General features: G+C 39.7%; 16 protein-coding genes. All 16 read left to right on the plus strand.

Features of this window, described 5'->3' with window-relative positions:
- Window positions 1–251 precede the first annotated feature (251 nt).
- The 16 genes from CSB87_RS16645 to CSB87_RS16720 all read left to right on the plus strand — a co-directional run bounded on the left by CSB87_RS16645 (window position 252) and on the right by CSB87_RS16720 (window position 14653).
- Complete coding sequence (locus tag CSB87_RS16645) at window positions 252–971, plus strand: MtnX-like HAD-IB family phosphatase (protein ID WP_004709628.1); 720 nt, start codon at window positions 252–254, stop codon at window positions 969–971.
- On the plus strand, window positions 968–1852 hold the full coding sequence (locus tag CSB87_RS16650; RefSeq protein ID WP_004709626.1) for an alpha/beta hydrolase: 885 nt from the start codon (window positions 968–970) through the stop codon (window positions 1850–1852). Before CSB87_RS16645 ends, CSB87_RS16650 begins: the two co-directional genes overlap by 4 nt.
- Window positions 1849–2208, plus strand: coding sequence for an EamA family transporter (locus CSB87_RS16655; RefSeq protein WP_002048441.1), 360 nt, complete (start codon window positions 1849–1851; stop codon window positions 2206–2208). The genes CSB87_RS16650 and CSB87_RS16655 overlap by 4 nt, the downstream gene beginning before the upstream one ends.
- The gene (locus CSB87_RS16660) at window positions 2205–2624 is read left to right on the plus strand and encodes a DMT family transporter (protein ID WP_004887867.1); all 420 of its coding nucleotides are present in this window, start codon (window positions 2205–2207) and stop codon (window positions 2622–2624) included. Before CSB87_RS16655 ends, CSB87_RS16660 begins: the two co-directional genes overlap by 4 nt.
- A 69-nt stretch (window positions 2625–2693) precedes the next feature.
- Window positions 2694–3557 carry a DUF692 domain-containing protein gene (locus CSB87_RS16665; RefSeq protein WP_004887866.1) on the plus strand — a complete coding sequence of 288 codons (864 nt, stop codon included), beginning with the start codon at window positions 2694–2696 and terminating at the stop codon, window positions 3555–3557.
- The gene (locus CSB87_RS16670; protein WP_004887865.1) at window positions 3508–4269 is read left to right on the plus strand and encodes a DNA-binding domain-containing protein; all 762 of its coding nucleotides are present in this window, start codon (window positions 3508–3510) and stop codon (window positions 4267–4269) included. The genes CSB87_RS16665 and CSB87_RS16670 overlap by 50 nt, the downstream gene beginning before the upstream one ends.
- Window positions 4266–4886: an RNA polymerase factor sigma-70 gene (locus CSB87_RS16675; RefSeq protein WP_004887864.1), complete on the plus strand. Its 621-nt coding sequence runs from the start codon at window positions 4266–4268 to the stop codon at window positions 4884–4886. The genes CSB87_RS16670 and CSB87_RS16675 overlap by 4 nt, the downstream gene beginning before the upstream one ends.
- The gene (locus CSB87_RS16680) at window positions 4880–5059 is read left to right on the plus strand and encodes a zf-HC2 domain-containing protein (RefSeq protein ID WP_004887863.1); all 180 of its coding nucleotides are present in this window, start codon (window positions 4880–4882) and stop codon (window positions 5057–5059) included. Before CSB87_RS16675 ends, CSB87_RS16680 begins: the two co-directional genes overlap by 7 nt.
- A 90-nt stretch (window positions 5060–5149) precedes the next feature.
- Entirely contained in the window at window positions 5150–6061 is a 912-nt protein-coding gene (mumR, locus tag CSB87_RS16685; protein WP_004887862.1) for a LysR family transcriptional regulator MumR, read from the plus strand.
- A gap of 346 nt (window positions 6062–6407) precedes the next feature.
- Window positions 6408–7661, plus strand: coding sequence for an NRAMP family divalent metal transporter (locus CSB87_RS16690; protein ID WP_079377165.1), 1254 nt, complete (start codon window positions 6408–6410; stop codon window positions 7659–7661).
- Window positions 7662–7695: 34 nt separating this feature from the next.
- Window positions 7696–8460 carry a LamB/YcsF family protein gene (locus tag CSB87_RS16695; RefSeq protein WP_006580630.1) on the plus strand — a complete coding sequence of 255 codons (765 nt, stop codon included), beginning with the start codon at window positions 7696–7698 and terminating at the stop codon, window positions 8458–8460.
- 11 nt (window positions 8461–8471) lie between these two features.
- On the plus strand, window positions 8472–9278 hold the full coding sequence (locus CSB87_RS16700) for a putative hydro-lyase (protein ID WP_004887859.1): 807 nt from the start codon (window positions 8472–8474) through the stop codon (window positions 9276–9278).
- A gap of 31 nt (window positions 9279–9309) precedes the next feature.
- Complete coding sequence (locus CSB87_RS16705; RefSeq protein ID WP_004887858.1) at window positions 9310–10893, plus strand: urea amidolyase family protein; 1584 nt, start codon at window positions 9310–9312, stop codon at window positions 10891–10893.
- Window positions 10893–12611, plus strand: coding sequence for an acetyl/propionyl/methylcrotonyl-CoA carboxylase subunit alpha (locus CSB87_RS16710; RefSeq protein WP_023188392.1), 1719 nt, complete (start codon window positions 10893–10895; stop codon window positions 12609–12611). The genes CSB87_RS16705 and CSB87_RS16710 overlap by 1 nt, the downstream gene beginning before the upstream one ends.
- 302 nt (window positions 12612–12913) lie before the next feature.
- Entirely contained in the window at window positions 12914–14134 is a 1221-nt protein-coding gene (locus tag CSB87_RS16715) for a chloride channel protein (protein ID WP_004887853.1), read from the plus strand.
- A 207-nt stretch (window positions 14135–14341) separates the two neighbouring features.
- Window positions 14342–14653, plus strand: a complete 312-nt coding sequence (locus CSB87_RS16720; RefSeq protein WP_004887852.1) for a hypothetical protein — start codon at window positions 14342–14344, stop codon at window positions 14651–14653.
- The last annotated feature ends 28 nt before the right edge of the window (window positions 14654–14681 follow it).

Here is a 14681-nt window from a genome sequence, read left to right on the forward strand (position 1 = left end):
GATTGATTGTTTATACATTTTATTTTATTAAATTTTTGATTTTTATTAATTATTTTTTTATTTTAAGAAGTGGCTCAACATTTTTGAGTTAAATTATTAACGACCTATAATTTTGTAAATTACAGAATAATATAATCATTTTTTCATATTTTTTTGAAATATTTTTAATTAAAGAAATTTTTAAGATTTCCCACCTAAAGTCAGACGGTGTTTTTTATAAAAATTCTTAAATTATTCGTGTGAGGCATTTTATGTTCATGGTCAACCAGCATTACTATACAGATCACACTGTACCTTGGCATATTTTATGTGACTTTGATGGGACAATCAGCTTAAAAGATACGACGGACTATTTGCTTGAAACTTATGCAAAAGCTGGTTGGGAAGAAATTGAGGAAGAGTGGGAGCAAGGCAAAATTGGTTCCAAAGTCTGTATGCAAAAACAAATTGAGCTATTAGATGTCTCTATTGATGAGTTGCAGCAATGTCTTGACCAAATTGAAATTGACCTCGGCTTTATTGAATTAGTAAAGATTACTGCCCAGTATAAAATTCCGTTGACGATTGTAAGTGATGGGCTTGATTTTGTTATTCGTCATATTCTAAAAAAATATAATTTGGAACATTTGCCTGTAATTGCAAACCATCTCGTTCAGACAGGTGAGAGATCATGGCGACTCGAGTTTCCAAATCAAGAAGCGAGCTGCATAAGTCAAAGTGGAACTTGCAAATGTAAGATTGCAAACCAGAAACCTCAAAATCAAATTATTTTGATTGGAGATGGGCGTTCAGACTATTGTCTAGCCGGAAATGCAGATTATGTTTTTGCAAAAAAATCTTTGATAGACCATTGTAGAGAAAACCATATTTTCCATACAAAGTTTGAAAACTTTGTAGAAATTTATCAACCCTTGGCTAAGCTATTAAGCAGTGATTTTGGAATAGACACTCCAGTGACGGTGATTACATGATAAAAGACAACTCATTCTTTTTATCGGGGAACCGAACTGGTATTTTACTTATTCATGGTTTGACGGGTACGCCAAATGAAATGAGAGGAATTGCACGTGTACTTCATCAAGCTGGCTATAGTGTATATGGCGTGCAGTTGGCTGGACACTGTGGTGATGTCGAAGATTTGGTAAATAGCCGATGGGAAGACTGGTTTAATAGTGTAGTTGCAGCCGCAGAAAAGCTAAGAGAGCATACAGATCAGCTATTTGTGGCAGGCTTATCGATGGGATCTTTATTGGCATTAAAGTATGCCTCAGCTTATCCTGTCGATGGCGTAATTGCCTATAGTCCAACCTTTCAATACGATGGCTGGAGCATTCCTTTGTGGTCAAAAGTGCTTGCGCCTATTGTTTTGCCGAGTGTTCATTATTTAAATATCTGCCGTAATAATACCTTTGACGAAGCTGAACCATACGGAATCAAAAATGAGGTATTACGTTCGCGTATTGTTCAGGCTATGAATAGCGGTGAAAGTAGTGAAGCAGGTTTACCGGGAAACCCGTGGCATTCATTGTTCCAGTTACAGCGTCTTTCGCGTAATGTTCGTAAAAACTTATCAAATATTACGGCTCCATGTCTGTTATTACATGCCTATGACGATGATATTGCTCACCGAAGAAATAGTGAGTTAATTTATGCCAAAGTGAAGGGTCCTAAGACCTTAATCTGGCTTTATAACAGCTATCACATGATCACGATTGATAATGACCGTAAACAAGTCATTGAAGAATCCATTCGATTTATTGAACAATACCAACATCCAAAAAAGCAGTCAGAGCATCCATCAACTCATCACGAACGTAAAACTTCACCTGAAAAAATTGGTGAGCTTTTATGAATATTGTAGTGTTCAGTGTATGGATGCTAACCATTTTGATTGATACTGTTGGGCAGTTGGCTTTTAAGGCCGCTGCTCATGAAAGTAAAACCAATGAAGGGCTTGAGCATTGGTGGTTCATGGCGAAACGTCCATGGATATGGCTCGGTATTTTTTGCTATATCTTTGAGTTTGTCGTTTGGCTTGCTTTCCTCTCGTTAGTTCCACTCTCTATTGGGGTCATGTTAGGCTGTATCAACATTGTCGTGATTATGCTTGCTGGGCGCTTATTCTTTAATGAAAAACTAACTCGAAATCGCTTAATTGGTGTAGTTCTGATTGCGGTCGGTGTCACTATTGTTGGGATTGGGGCATGAAAAAATTTTATATTATTGGTTTTTTAATATTAATGCTCTTCGATACATTGGCTCAAATCAGTTTTAAGTTAGCTTCCATTCATGCGATGCCTTTAACTTTTGATGTAGATTGGCTGTTCCGAGTTTTTGGACATCCTTGGATTTATGGGGCTTTTATTGGATATATAGGTGCCTTTTTTATCTGGATGAACTTATTAAAGCATGCGCCTATAGGGCCGGCTTTTGCAGCTTCACATTTAGAACTCATCACGGTCATGTTTTTGTCGATTTGGCTGTTTAATGAACCGCTAACATTTACAAAAGTTACTGGCGCTATTCTTATTTTTGCAGGTGTTTGCTTCTTGGCTAAAGACGAAGAAGAGAGCCATAGTCGGGCAGATAAAAAAGTTGCTGATGGCAAGTGTGGCGCCAAGTAAACAATCTAATCATGGATGATGTCGGCCTTCTAGTAAGTGTCGGCATCATTTCCAAAAGGAGTAATCACCATGATGGAGTTGAATGGTGTGGGGCTTGGTTTGAGACGTGACTTTATAGATTCGTTTCTAGCTGCAAAAACATATCCGGACTTTATCGAAGTTGCCCCAGAAAACTGGTTAGGTTTTGGTGGTCGACATGCAAAACTACTTGCACAGTGTGCTGAAAAAGCGCCGTTAATTTGTCACGGCTTGTCATTATCTATTGGAGGGCCGCATCCGCTTAATCTCGAATTTATAGGTAAAGTAAAACACTTTTTAGAACAATATGATGTACCAATTTATTCTGAACATTTAAGTTATACAAATGACGGCGGCTATTTATACGATTTGTTGCCCATACCGATGACAGAAGCCGCTGTTAAATATGTGGCTGAACGTATTTTACGTGTGCAGGATATTTTAGGAAAAAGATTAGTTATAGAGAATGTTTCTACTTATTTAATGCCGAATGCCGAAATGAGTGAAGCTGAATTTATCCGTGAAGTAATGCAACATGCAGACTGTGATTTGCTCCTTGATGTAAATAATGTCTATGTCAACAGTATCAATCATGGTAGCGATGCATTTGGTTTTATCCAGAAAATGCCAAAAGAAAGAATCCGTTATTTACATATTGCTGGGCATGAAAAAGTTCAGAAGAACTTATTAATCGATACCCATGGGGCAGAAGTTTGTGACCGTGTTTGGGAGCTATTGAGATATACCTATCAAGTGTGTGGAGTAAAACCGACTTTATTAGAACGCGACTTTAATATTCCATCATGGCAAGAATTAGAAGAGGAACTCGCCAAAATTAAACTCATTCAACAACAGGAGAGTGGCTATGAAGGGAAATCAAATATCCTTCCAAACCATGCAACGACAGTTTTGTGAATGGATTCGTGATCCTGATTTGGAAATACCTCAAGCACTTCCTGCTCAACGAATGCAAATTTATCGGGACTTACTTTTTAATAATGTCAGCTCATTTATTGAGTTAGTTTATCCGGTAGCTCGTGCGATGTTGCCAGAATTAAAGTGGCAACAATTGCTGTTAGAGTTCTTTCAAAAAGGTAAGAGCCGCTCACCTTTATATAATGATATTTCTTTAGAATTTAGAGAGTATTTAACAGAGCAACAGCATCCGATATTGCAAGAATATCCTTGGTTGGCTGAGTTATTGCAGTTTGAATGGCTTGAACTGTATTTAGATACTGTCGAAATTGAAAATGATGTTTTACACGAAAATTGTGCTTGGCAGTTAACCACCAAAGTATGGGTATTGGTTTATCAATATCCCGTTTATACGTGGACGACCTTAATGACGCCAGAACAAGTTGAACTTGCACCAGGTGCAGTAATGGTCTGGCGCGATGAACAAGATAAAGTATGTATTGAACAGCTTTCGCCTTTGTTTGCTATGCTGATTGAACAGTTAACGCAAAATATAGCGTTAACTGACCATGATATTTTCACACTCATTCATTCTGTACTTACTGACTTGTCTGAGCCTGAAATTTATCTACAAATTCAAGAACTCAAAAACCTCTTAACTCGACTACAATTAATTCAAATTCCCCATGATTTTAAAGAGGTACAAGGATGACTTCAGCCGCGGCATCACATCATGACGATCTAGGGGATCAACTGCATAGCCCAGCCTTTTTACAAGATTTAAGGCAGCAAATGATTAAATTTGCTTTTTTACAGTTGTCCTCACTTGCGCAAGCTGAAGATGTGGTGCAAGAAGCATTAACGAGCGCTTTTCAACATTTAGATTCATTTAAAGGACGAGCTGCGTTCAAAACATGGGTATTTTCTATTTTAAAAAATAAAATTATTGATGTACTTCGGCAAAAGTCGCGCTTGGTTGCCATGTCTGAATTATTTAAAGACGAAGAAAGTGAACTCAGTGTTGATGAATTATTTGATGCTTCAGGACACTGGCATAAATATGAAGCACCTCAAGCATGGCAAAGCCCTGAAGAAATGATAGAGCAGTCAGATTTTTGGATAATTTTTGAAGCTTGCTTAGATCATTTACCAGCCAAATATGCTCAAGTTTTTATGATGAGAGAAGTGATAGAGCTGAGTTCTAATGAGATTTGTAGCAAGCTAGAGTTATCTATTTCCAACTTTAATGTGTTGATGTATCGAAGTCGTACCCGATTACGCGAATGCTTAGAAAATAAATGGTTATTGAAGGAGGATTGTTCATGTTGACATGTCGACAAGCCACTCAACTTTTGTCTGAGAAACAAGATAGACCTTTGTTTTTACGTGAGCAAAGTAGTTTGCAATTACATTTATTGGCATGCCGATCATGCCGTCGTTATGCAAAACAGATCAAAATAATTAGTCAGCTTTCTAAAGCATTTAAAAATTTGGATGGCTAACTTTAGTTAAAAATTTATTTATTGCTAGCCTTAACACGCTAAAAATTCCCATACTATAAAAGTAAAGGAATTTTTAAGACAGGATGAAACGTGAATTTAAAGAATCTTGAAGCATTTTATTGGGTTGTGACTTTAAATAGCTTCAATAAGGCCGCGACTAAATTACAAACGACACAGCCTGCGGTATCTCAAAAAGTCACATCTCTTGAAAATGAATTAGGTTTTAAAGTTTTAGACCGAAGCTTGCGACAGTTTAAATTGACCCATAAAGGCAGAACATTATTTAAATATGCCGAAAAGTTTATGCGTTTAGAAACCGACCTAGTTGCAGAGCTTACTGAAAATCAGCATCTCACAGGAACTATACGTTTAGGCGTTTCCGAAACGATTGTGTATACATGGCTAGTCGAATATATCGAAAAAGTTCAACAAGAGTTCCCAAAAGTTTCAGTCGAAATTGTGGTGGATCTGACACCTAACTTACAAGAAGGGGTACGTACTGGGGACTTGGACATGGCCTTTTTACTCGGGCCAACGTTGGCTTTTGAGTGTATTGAACAAGCACTTTGTGATTTCGAGTTAAGTTTTTTGGCAGCGCCATCATTTAAAGGTGGAATTGGACAAATGTCTTTTAAAACCTTGATGTCACATACCATTTTAACCTATCCAAAAATTACCTACCCCTATAAAGAATTAAAGGCAAGAATGAAAGAAAAAGGGATTGATGAACCACTGTCAATTACTAGCTATTCTTTAGCGACTTTATTGTGTCTCGCCGAGCAAGGCTTAGGTATTGCGGTAGTGCCAACTTTAACGGCATTAAAGGAAATTACCGACGGACGATTGGAAATATTAAATACACCTATTCGCTTAAAAACCTTTCATTTCACGTCTATTTATATTCACGGTAACGATGTTGCCTTGAAAGAAAAATTAACCGAGGTTGCTGTTAAAGTCTCGGCGAGTGCTATGAAAAGGCTTAATGAGCAAATCAAAAAATAAGCTTTTTTTTTTGAGTATCATTTATTCTTATTCTTCCTTGTTTAAAAAAGCTGTTTTATATGTAAAACCATAAAAACAGCTTATGTACATCGATAAGTAAAATTTATCCTGTATTTTAGTTTGAATATAAAACTATAAAAATCAATTATTTAAAATTTTAAATTTCTGTAAAAAGTCTTATTGTTCGTAGGGATTAGCTATGTTTTTATTTTAGACACAAGATTTGATCACCGATTGTGTTGATTGGGGAATAGGGAATCTTTGTCATTTTAAAGGATTAAAGAATATCGTTTAGGACAAAAATGGTGTTCTTGATTCAACTTGAAAATAGCGTTGTTAAGCTCAAATGGATGAGGAACGCATTAATATGTCTTTACTGAAATCTTCTTTTTTATCAGATCGCCAATGGGCCATTGTTGCCTCAATCTTTATGATGGCGACCTCTGCAATGGGGCCAGGATTTTTAACCCAAACTGCTGTATTTACAGTTAAGTTAGGTGCGGCATTTGGCTTTGCCATTTTAGTTTCTATTCTGATTGATTATGTCGTCCAACAAAATATTTGGCGAGTGGTGACACTTACCCAGATGCGTGCATCTGATATTGCCAATAAAGCCTTACCGGGTAGTGGTTATTTACTGGCGTTTCTGGTGATTTTGGGTGGCTTTTTCTTTAGTGTCGGTAATATTGCAGGTGCAGCTTTAGGTTTAAATGCACTTTTTGGTCTAGATACAAAGTGGGGCGGTATTTTAAGTGGGGCGTTAGCGATTTTAATTTTTGCTTCTAAAAAAGCAACGCTCGCCATGGATAAAAGCATGATCGTGTTGGGACTGCTTAAAATTCTCCTGATTATTATTGTTGCCGTCATTGTGATGCCTCCAGTTGGTCAAGCTGTACATCAAACATTTGCTCCAGATCATATCGACTTCGCCATTATTACCACGATTGTGGGCGGTACAGTGGGTGGCTATATCTGTTATGCAGGTGCGCACCGTTTACTCGATAAAGGTGCTGTTGGTCCTGAAAATATTGATGAAGTTGCTAAAGCTGCAACCAAAGGCATTGTTGTAGTAGGTATTATGCGTTATGTGTTGTTCTTGGCATTCTTAGGGGTGGTGGTGAGCGGTGCCCATATTGATTTAGCCAGCCATGACGCCAATCCGGCAGCCCAAGCATTTCAATATGCAGCAGGTACATTCGGTTTTAAATTATTTGGTTTAATTTTCTGGGCCGCGGGTATTAGCAGTACGATTGGTGCCGCATATACTTCGGTTTCATTCTTTACCGCCTTTAAAAAGAACTTAACGCCAAAACAGACCAACTATACGACCATTACCTTTATCGCATTGGCTTTATTGCTCTATGTGTTATTGGGTGCAACTCCGGCAGGTCTACTCATTTTTGTGGGTGGTTTTAACGGTTTGGTATTGCCAATTGGTCTTACAATTTTTGTATACGTAGCTGCGTGCCGTAAAGATTTAATGGGTAATTATAACTATCCAAAGTGGTTGCTTATTTTAGGTGGATTAACATGTCTGTTAACGTGGTGGATGGGTTATATGTCATTTACGACAGTGTTTAACTATTTGACCAAACTTTAAGCCAGACGACATGAATTGATAAAGGAATAATGCCATGTTTGTAGATTTAAATAGTGATTTGGGTGAAAGCTTTGGCTCATGGAAAATGGGTAATGATGACCAGATTTTACCTGTCGTGACCAGTGCCAATATTGCTTGTGGTTTTCATGCTGGTGACCCGCTCGGCATTTTAAAAACGGTTCGTAAAGCAGTTGAACTTGGCGTGACCATAGGTGCTCATGTGTCTTACCCAGACCTTGTAGGCTTTGGTCGCCGTAATATGGATTTGTCGCGTGACGAGCTTATTGCCGATGTGCTTTACCAAATTTCTGCGCTCGATGGTTTGGCTAAAGTAGCTGGCTCAAAAGTGCAGTATGTTAAACCACACGGTGCGCTCTACAACACCATTGCCCATGACCAAGCTCAGGCAGCCGCAGTGATTGACGCTATTAAAATGTATAACCCTGAACTCGTACTAGTTGCTTTAGCTGGGTCGAACTTAGTCGAACAGGCACGAGCTGCGGGTTTAAAAGTTGTGTCCGAAGCATTTGCAGACCGTGCATATAACAGTGATGGCTCATTGGTTTCCCGCCGTTTAGAAGGTGCAGTTTTACACGACTCGGCATTTGTTGCGAGCCGTGTGGTGTCTATGCTTAAAAATGGTGGGGTCGAGTCAATTGATGGTGTATTTACCCCAATTCAGGCTGATACGATTTGCTTACATGGTGATACTGACGGCGCACTAGAGATGTCGGTAGCCATTAAAGCCGAGCTTGTAAAAAACAATATTGAAATTCGCCCATTTGTAAATAAAGCATAAGGAAGAGCGCAATGTATAAGGATATTAAAGTCGACCCAGCTCAGCTTGAAGCCGCATTAGATGCACGTTTAAAAATCCGTGCAGGTTTTGATAAACCAACAGCGGGCATGGCTGCGGGTATGACACAGGTCAACATGATTTCGGTGCCAAAAGATTGGGCGTATGATTTTTTGCTTTATGCACACCGTAACCCGCAAAGCTGTCCAGTGCTTGATGTGCTCGAAGAAGGCATCTATGCAACTAAGCTTGCAGCAGACTCAGACATTCGAACCGACTTTCCGCGTTATCGCATTTGGAAAGATGGCGAAATGGTCGACGAAGTGACTGATGCAAGAGAGATTTATAATGCTCATCCTGATTTGGTGACTTTCTTAATTGGTTGCAGTTTTTCATTTGAAACCGCTTTACAAGAAGCAGGTATTGAAGTTCGCCACATTCATGACGACACCAATGTGCCGATGTATCTGAGTAATATCAAGTGTGAACCGGCAGGGCGCATTTCAGGAAATATGGTGGTTTCCATGCGACCAATTCCATCTCATCAAATTAGTGAAGCAGTAAAAATTACAGCACGTATGCCAAGTGTACATGGGGCACCTGTCCATATCGGGCACCCTGAAAGCTTAGGCATTAAGGATGTAAATAAGCCAGACTTTGGTGATGCTTCTCGTATTGAAGCAGGTGAAATTCCCGTGTTTTGGGCATGTGGGGTAACACCGCAAGCAGCAGTGATGAACTCGAAAATTCCTTTTGCCATTAGTCATGCACCGGGTTACATGTTTATTACCGATATTCCTGACCGCGCTTGGATGAGCTAAATAGCTAAAGAAGAATTAAAAGGATAAGCAAATGCGTTTTTTATCGGTAAACGCCGATTGTTTTCTAATTGAGCTTGCGAGTTTAGAGGAAACTTTGGCGTTGTACAATAAATTGCAAAATACGCAATTGAATGGAATTAAAGACTTAGTCCCCGCTGCAAAAACAATTTTGGTTTTTTTTAATGAGATCGAAACCAATTTTAAAACGCTAGTTGCTTCAATTCAGAGCCTCAAAGTTGATTCTGGATTTGAGCGTAGCGGCCAAGAAGTGATTGTGCCGATTCGTTATGATGGCGAAGACCTTGCTCAGGTTGCCGAGTTGCAAGGGCTGTCCATTGCCGATGTGATTAGAAAACATCACCAAAGCGTGTGGAATGTGGCTTTTATTGGGTTTGCGCCGGGCTTTGCGTATATGAGCAGTCCCGATAAGCCTTTTACCGATATTCCGCGCTTAACGGTTCCACGTAAAAAAATATCGTCAGGCTCTTTGGGTTTGGCTGGAAAATACTCTGGTATTTATCCAAAAGACAGTCCGGGTGGTTGGCAGCTTATTGGGATCACCTCGGAAAAAATGTGGGATTTAGAGCGTAAAAATCCTGCATTGCTGTTACCGGGCATGACTGTACATTTTGAGGATGTTACGCATAACCCAACAACAGTGACTGTGCCGCAGCAAATTACGCCTAAGGTTAAACCGAAACAATCTGTACCGCTGTTTACGATTACTGCGCCAAGTTTACAAATGCTTATTCAAGACGAAGGGCGTTTAAACCAGACCAATATTGGTGTTGGCGTAGCGGGAGCAATGGACTTGTCTGCAATGCATAGTGCCAATCGTATTGTCGGTAATCCAACCGATGCACCCGTCATTGAAGTTTTAAATGGAGGCCTAAAAGCCAAAATGCAGCATGCGGGTGTTATTGCGGTGGCTGGGGCTATTTCAAACATTCGTGTGAAATTTACCGATGGTCAAACCGCAGACTTTGCAAGTTATCAACCGATTGATTTGGATGAAGGCGATGAGTTTCAAATTCAGCCCCCAACAGCAGGCTTAAGAAACTATCTGGCCGTTCGTGGTGGTATAGACGTTGAACCAGTACTTAATAGTGCTTCGTTTGACAGCTTGGCAGTGTTAGGACCAGAACCATTAAAGCTCGGAGATACTATTTACCAAGGGCAGGTGAAGACAGCCAACATTAATGTAAATGAAGTGGGCAAAAGCGATTTGCCACGAGCTGGTGAAATGGTTGAGCTAGATATTGTGATGGGGCCACGCACAGACTGGTTCGAACAAGACAGTATTGAACTGCTCTGTCAGCAAGAATGGCTCGTGACCAATGAAAGCAACCGAGTTGGGCTAAGGCTTTCAGGTGAACAGCCCCTAACTCGCAAAATTACCCATGAACTGGAAAGTGAAGGCACTTGCATTGGTGCATTACAGATTCCACCGAGTGGTCAGCCCGTTTTGTTTATGAATGATCATCCTTTAACGGGCGGATATCCGGTCATTGCCTCTGTTGCTAAACACCATTGGGACTTGGTGGCACAGATTCCGGCAGGTTGCCACATCAAATTTAAAAAAATTGCCGAATTTACAGATTTTGAGAATGAATGATGAATACAGAAAAATTATTGATTGCTAATCGTGGTGAAATTGCTGTTCGTATTATCCATGCTTGCCGTGATATGGGAATTTCATCGGTCGCGTTATATGCAGATGACGACATTGGTAGCATGCATGTCGAACTTGCAGATGAAGCATGGGGCTTGGCTGGTGCGACCGCCAGTGAAACCTATTTAAATATTCCTGCTATTATTGAAGTTGCAAAAAAATCGAAAGCGACGATGGTGCATCCGGGTTATGGCTTTTTATCTGAACGTGCTGAGTTTGCCCAAGCCGTGATTGATGCGGGCTTAAAATGGGTAGGGCCATCTCCAAGTGCCATTGAAAAACTAGGCGATAAAATCGAAGCGCGTAAAATTGCTGCTTCGGTGGGTGCGCCGTTAGTTCAGGGTACGCAAGACCCACTCAACAATGCAGATGAAGCTTTAGAGTTTGCCAAGCAGTTTGGTTTACCGATTGCTATTAAAGCCGCATTTGGTGGTGGTGGCCGTGGTTTAAAAGTCGCGTGGAAACTCGAAGAAGTGAAAGAGCTTTATGAGTCGGCAGTACGCGAGGCAAAAGCTGCCTTTGGTCGTGGTGAATGTTTTGTGGAGCAATATCTCGATAAACCGCGCCATGTAGAAGCGCAAGTGATTGCCGACCAACATGGCAACATTGTTGTGCTTGGTACACGTGATTGTTCGTTGCAACGCCGTAACCAAAAGTTAGTCGAAGAAGCACCAGCGCCATTTATTAGTGATGAGATTTTCCAGCAAATTTTAAGCTCGGCAAAAAATATCTGTCAGGCTGCAAACTACGTGGGTGCGGGAACAGTTGAATACTTACTGAGTCGTGACGGCAAGCTTTCATTCTTAGAAGTAAATACGCGTTTGCAAGTTGAACACCCAGTGACTGAAGAAACTTCAAAAGTCGATTTGGTAGTTGAACAAATTCGTGTTGCACAGGGCCATGAGCTTTCTATTAAAGAAACACCAAAGGCACAAGGTCATGCGATTGAGTTTCGTATAAATGCCGAAGACCCAGCTCGCGGGTTTATTCCAGCCTTTGGTGTGTTGAGTTTATTTGAAGCACCATTTGGTAATGGTGTACGCGTCGATACAGGTGTGCGCACTGGTTCTCTAGTGTCTAGTCACTTCGACTCACTCATGGCAAAACTGATTGTGACTGGTCCAACCCGTGAAATTGCAATTGCCCGTGCCAAACGTGCTTTGAAGCAATTTAAAATTGAAGGTGTAGCTTCAGTTTTAGACTTTCACCGTGCGGTACTTAATGAACCCGACTTTACAAATGAATTTAATGTACATACGCGTTGGATCGAAAATGACTTTAAGCAAGAGTTAAAGCCGACTAAACGTGGCATTCCAAATCATCAACAACCGATGTTACTCAGCTACATTGAAATTGATGGCAAGTTACACCGTTTAGGTTTACCTGCGGGTATGTTTGCACAAGGCCCAGTAACCGCAGCTCAAGCGCAGATTGCCGAGCCAGAAGTGGGTGCCGAGCATTTACTTGCGCCTATTAATGGTGTGATTAGCGCTTGGAAAGTGGAAAATGGTGAGCAAGTGACAGAAGGCCAAGTGGTTGCCATTATGGAAGCCATGAAAATGGAAGTTCAGGTACTTGCACACCGGAGTGGTGTTATTCAGATTAGTGCAGAGAAGGGCGCAACCTGCCATGCTGAAACCATGATTGCCAGCATTAATTAAAATTTGAATAGGTTATTTGGCCTGAGAATGTTTTTAGCTTGATCAGGTCAAATCGAGTGCTTATTAATTAACTCAATCAGGCATATTTTAGGTTTTCATTAACCATTTTCAACTTGAAAGCCAGAACGGGTTATGAGATATTTGTCACAGATTGGTGGTATAAATATTGATCACTGTATTTGAAGCTCGCTTATGCGAGCTTTAATTTTTAGCCCAGTTTAAGCATTTCTCACTTAATGAACTGGCAGCATAAAAAAATTTGAGAATTTGGCACTCACTCACAGGCGAATTGAAGAAAGCGAATGAAAATTCTACCTTCATCTGAATACGATCAAATTCTAAAATACAGTGTCTATTGGCTCGTCATATCAATTGTGATTGGAGTCGTTGCCGGGCTGGCATCCACTCTAATCTTTGTGGCTTTTGATATTTCAAACAAAGTCCGCAGTCTGCATCACTGGCTCATCTACTTTCTGCCTTTTGTGGGCTTTGGTATTGGCTATCTCATTAAAAAATATGGTTCGCCAATTGAACGGGGAACACATTTACTCATAGATGAGATTCATCAACCCAAATCGTTTATTCCAAAACGAATGAGCCCTATCATTTTTATTACCTCAATTTTAACGCAGTTGTTTGGTGGTTCGGCAGGGCGTGAGGCGCCAGCGGTTCAGCTTTCAGGTGCCTTAATTGACCATTTAAGCTATATATTAAAAATCTCGGAAGACAACCGAAAAATCTGTTTAATCGCCAGTATTGGCGCGGGTTTTGCTGGGGTGTTTGGTCTGCCTTTGGCGGGTGCAATTTATGGTTTAGAAATTACCGCTTTAGGTAATTTAAGATACTCAGCTATTTTTCCATGTTTTGTGTCGGCGCTGATTGCATCGACCATTCCTGAGCTATTTGAAATTGTGCATCCGCACGTTTTTTATGTAATTAGCGAGTTTCCAGCCATTCATTTTGGCACACTCATGAGCTTAATTGCGGCAGGATTAGTTTTTGGTTTGGCTGCGCGCTTCTTTATTGCAGCCATTCACTTGGCAAGTGACCTCTTTTATAAATACATTCGTTATTTGCCATTAAGAACGATGGTCGGCGGTATTATTATTATGCTGCTTACGTTGTTCACTGCACATCAGCAGTACAACGGTTTAGGTACAGATAAAATTATTTCATCTTTTTATGTACCGATTGAGTTTTACGACTTTTTTAACAAGACTGTTTTTACAGCCATCACTTTAGGTTCGGGCTTTAAAGGTGGTGAAATTACGCCATTGTTCTATGTGGGTGCAACATTAGGGAATGCTTTAGGCGCAGTTTTAAACCTACCACTCTCATTACTTGCTGGCTTGGGTTTAGTAAGTCTGTTTTCAGGGGCGAGTAAGGCTCCGTTAACCTCAATTATTTTAGCTGTTGAGTTATTTGGAATGAATGTTGCGACTTATGCCATTATTACCTGTTTATTGGCAGCGCTATTTTCTGGAAATTGTGGGTTGTATCGCCGTAAAAAGTTGATGGATTGATTAAGCCTTTCTAAGGAGTTGAGTGGTTTTAGGTTGCTTAACTCCTATTAAATCTTCTTTTTTAATAAAAATGATAAAAATTGGCATATTAAATGCTTAATAAAAAGTGATAAGCAAATGAAAAGAAATGTAGTTCTATCTCTTGTTGGGGACTATAATGAGAAATAGAAAATTATTTTAATATTAAAAAAAGGAATAACTTAAGCAGTGTCAATAGTTATTATGATACTTACTTTTTTTGTAGGGTTACTTGTTGGCCGATATACTATATTTTTAATTCAAAAGTCTTTATCTATTTTTATATCTGCTGTTGATAAATTTTTAAATAAATACTTTGTCTTTTTTCTTTTAGCTGTTTTGTTCTTTATTTTATTCTCTCTAATTTTAACGGGAGGGTTTATATTATGGGGCATACTTTTTGCTGGAATAACAGAACTAGGTAAGCTTATATATCTATCAGGATGGGTAGTCGGAGCAATATTTTTTGGATTTCATCCGGAAGATAATAATTTTAAATGAGGGGTAACTAGTTAATGTAAAAATTAAT

The sequence above is a fragment of the Acinetobacter sp. AR_0276 genome (genome assembly GCF_003000705.1).
Lineage (GTDB): Bacteria > Pseudomonadota > Gammaproteobacteria > Pseudomonadales > Moraxellaceae > Acinetobacter > Acinetobacter nosocomialis.

What these genes read in the sequence shown, in the direction of transcription:
- CSB87_RS16665 (WP_004887866.1), top strand. Translation starts at nt 2,694, where the DNA reads ATGATGGAGTTGAATGGTGTGGGGCTTGGTTTGAGACGTGACTTTATA.
- CSB87_RS16710 (WP_023188392.1), top strand. Translation starts at nt 10,893, where the DNA reads ATGAATACAGAAAAATTATTGATTGCTAATCGTGGTGAAATTGCTGTT.
- CSB87_RS16700 (WP_004887859.1), top strand. Translation starts at nt 8,472, where the DNA reads ATGTATAAGGATATTAAAGTCGACCCAGCTCAGCTTGAAGCCGCATTA.
- CSB87_RS16655 (WP_002048441.1), top strand. Translation starts at nt 1,849, where the DNA reads ATGAATATTGTAGTGTTCAGTGTATGGATGCTAACCATTTTGATTGAT.
- CSB87_RS16650 (WP_004709626.1), top strand. Translation starts at nt 968, where the DNA reads ATGATAAAAGACAACTCATTCTTTTTATCGGGGAACCGAACTGGTATT.
- CSB87_RS16705 (WP_004887858.1), top strand. Translation starts at nt 9,310, where the DNA reads ATGCGTTTTTTATCGGTAAACGCCGATTGTTTTCTAATTGAGCTTGCG.
- CSB87_RS16695 (WP_006580630.1), top strand. Translation starts at nt 7,696, where the DNA reads ATGTTTGTAGATTTAAATAGTGATTTGGGTGAAAGCTTTGGCTCATGG.
- CSB87_RS16660 (WP_004887867.1), top strand. Translation starts at nt 2,205, where the DNA reads ATGAAAAAATTTTATATTATTGGTTTTTTAATATTAATGCTCTTCGAT.
- CSB87_RS16645 (WP_004709628.1), top strand. Translation starts at nt 252, where the DNA reads ATGTTCATGGTCAACCAGCATTACTATACAGATCACACTGTACCTTGG.
- CSB87_RS16690 (WP_079377165.1), top strand. Translation starts at nt 6,408, where the DNA reads ATGGATGAGGAACGCATTAATATGTCTTTACTGAAATCTTCTTTTTTA.
- CSB87_RS16675 (WP_004887864.1), top strand. Translation starts at nt 4,266, where the DNA reads ATGACTTCAGCCGCGGCATCACATCATGACGATCTAGGGGATCAACTG.
- CSB87_RS16715 (WP_004887853.1), top strand. Translation starts at nt 12,914, where the DNA reads ATGAAAATTCTACCTTCATCTGAATACGATCAAATTCTAAAATACAGT.
- CSB87_RS16670 (WP_004887865.1), top strand. Translation starts at nt 3,508, where the DNA reads ATGAAGGGAAATCAAATATCCTTCCAAACCATGCAACGACAGTTTTGT.
- CSB87_RS16680 (WP_004887863.1), top strand. Translation starts at nt 4,880, where the DNA reads ATGTTGACATGTCGACAAGCCACTCAACTTTTGTCTGAGAAACAAGAT.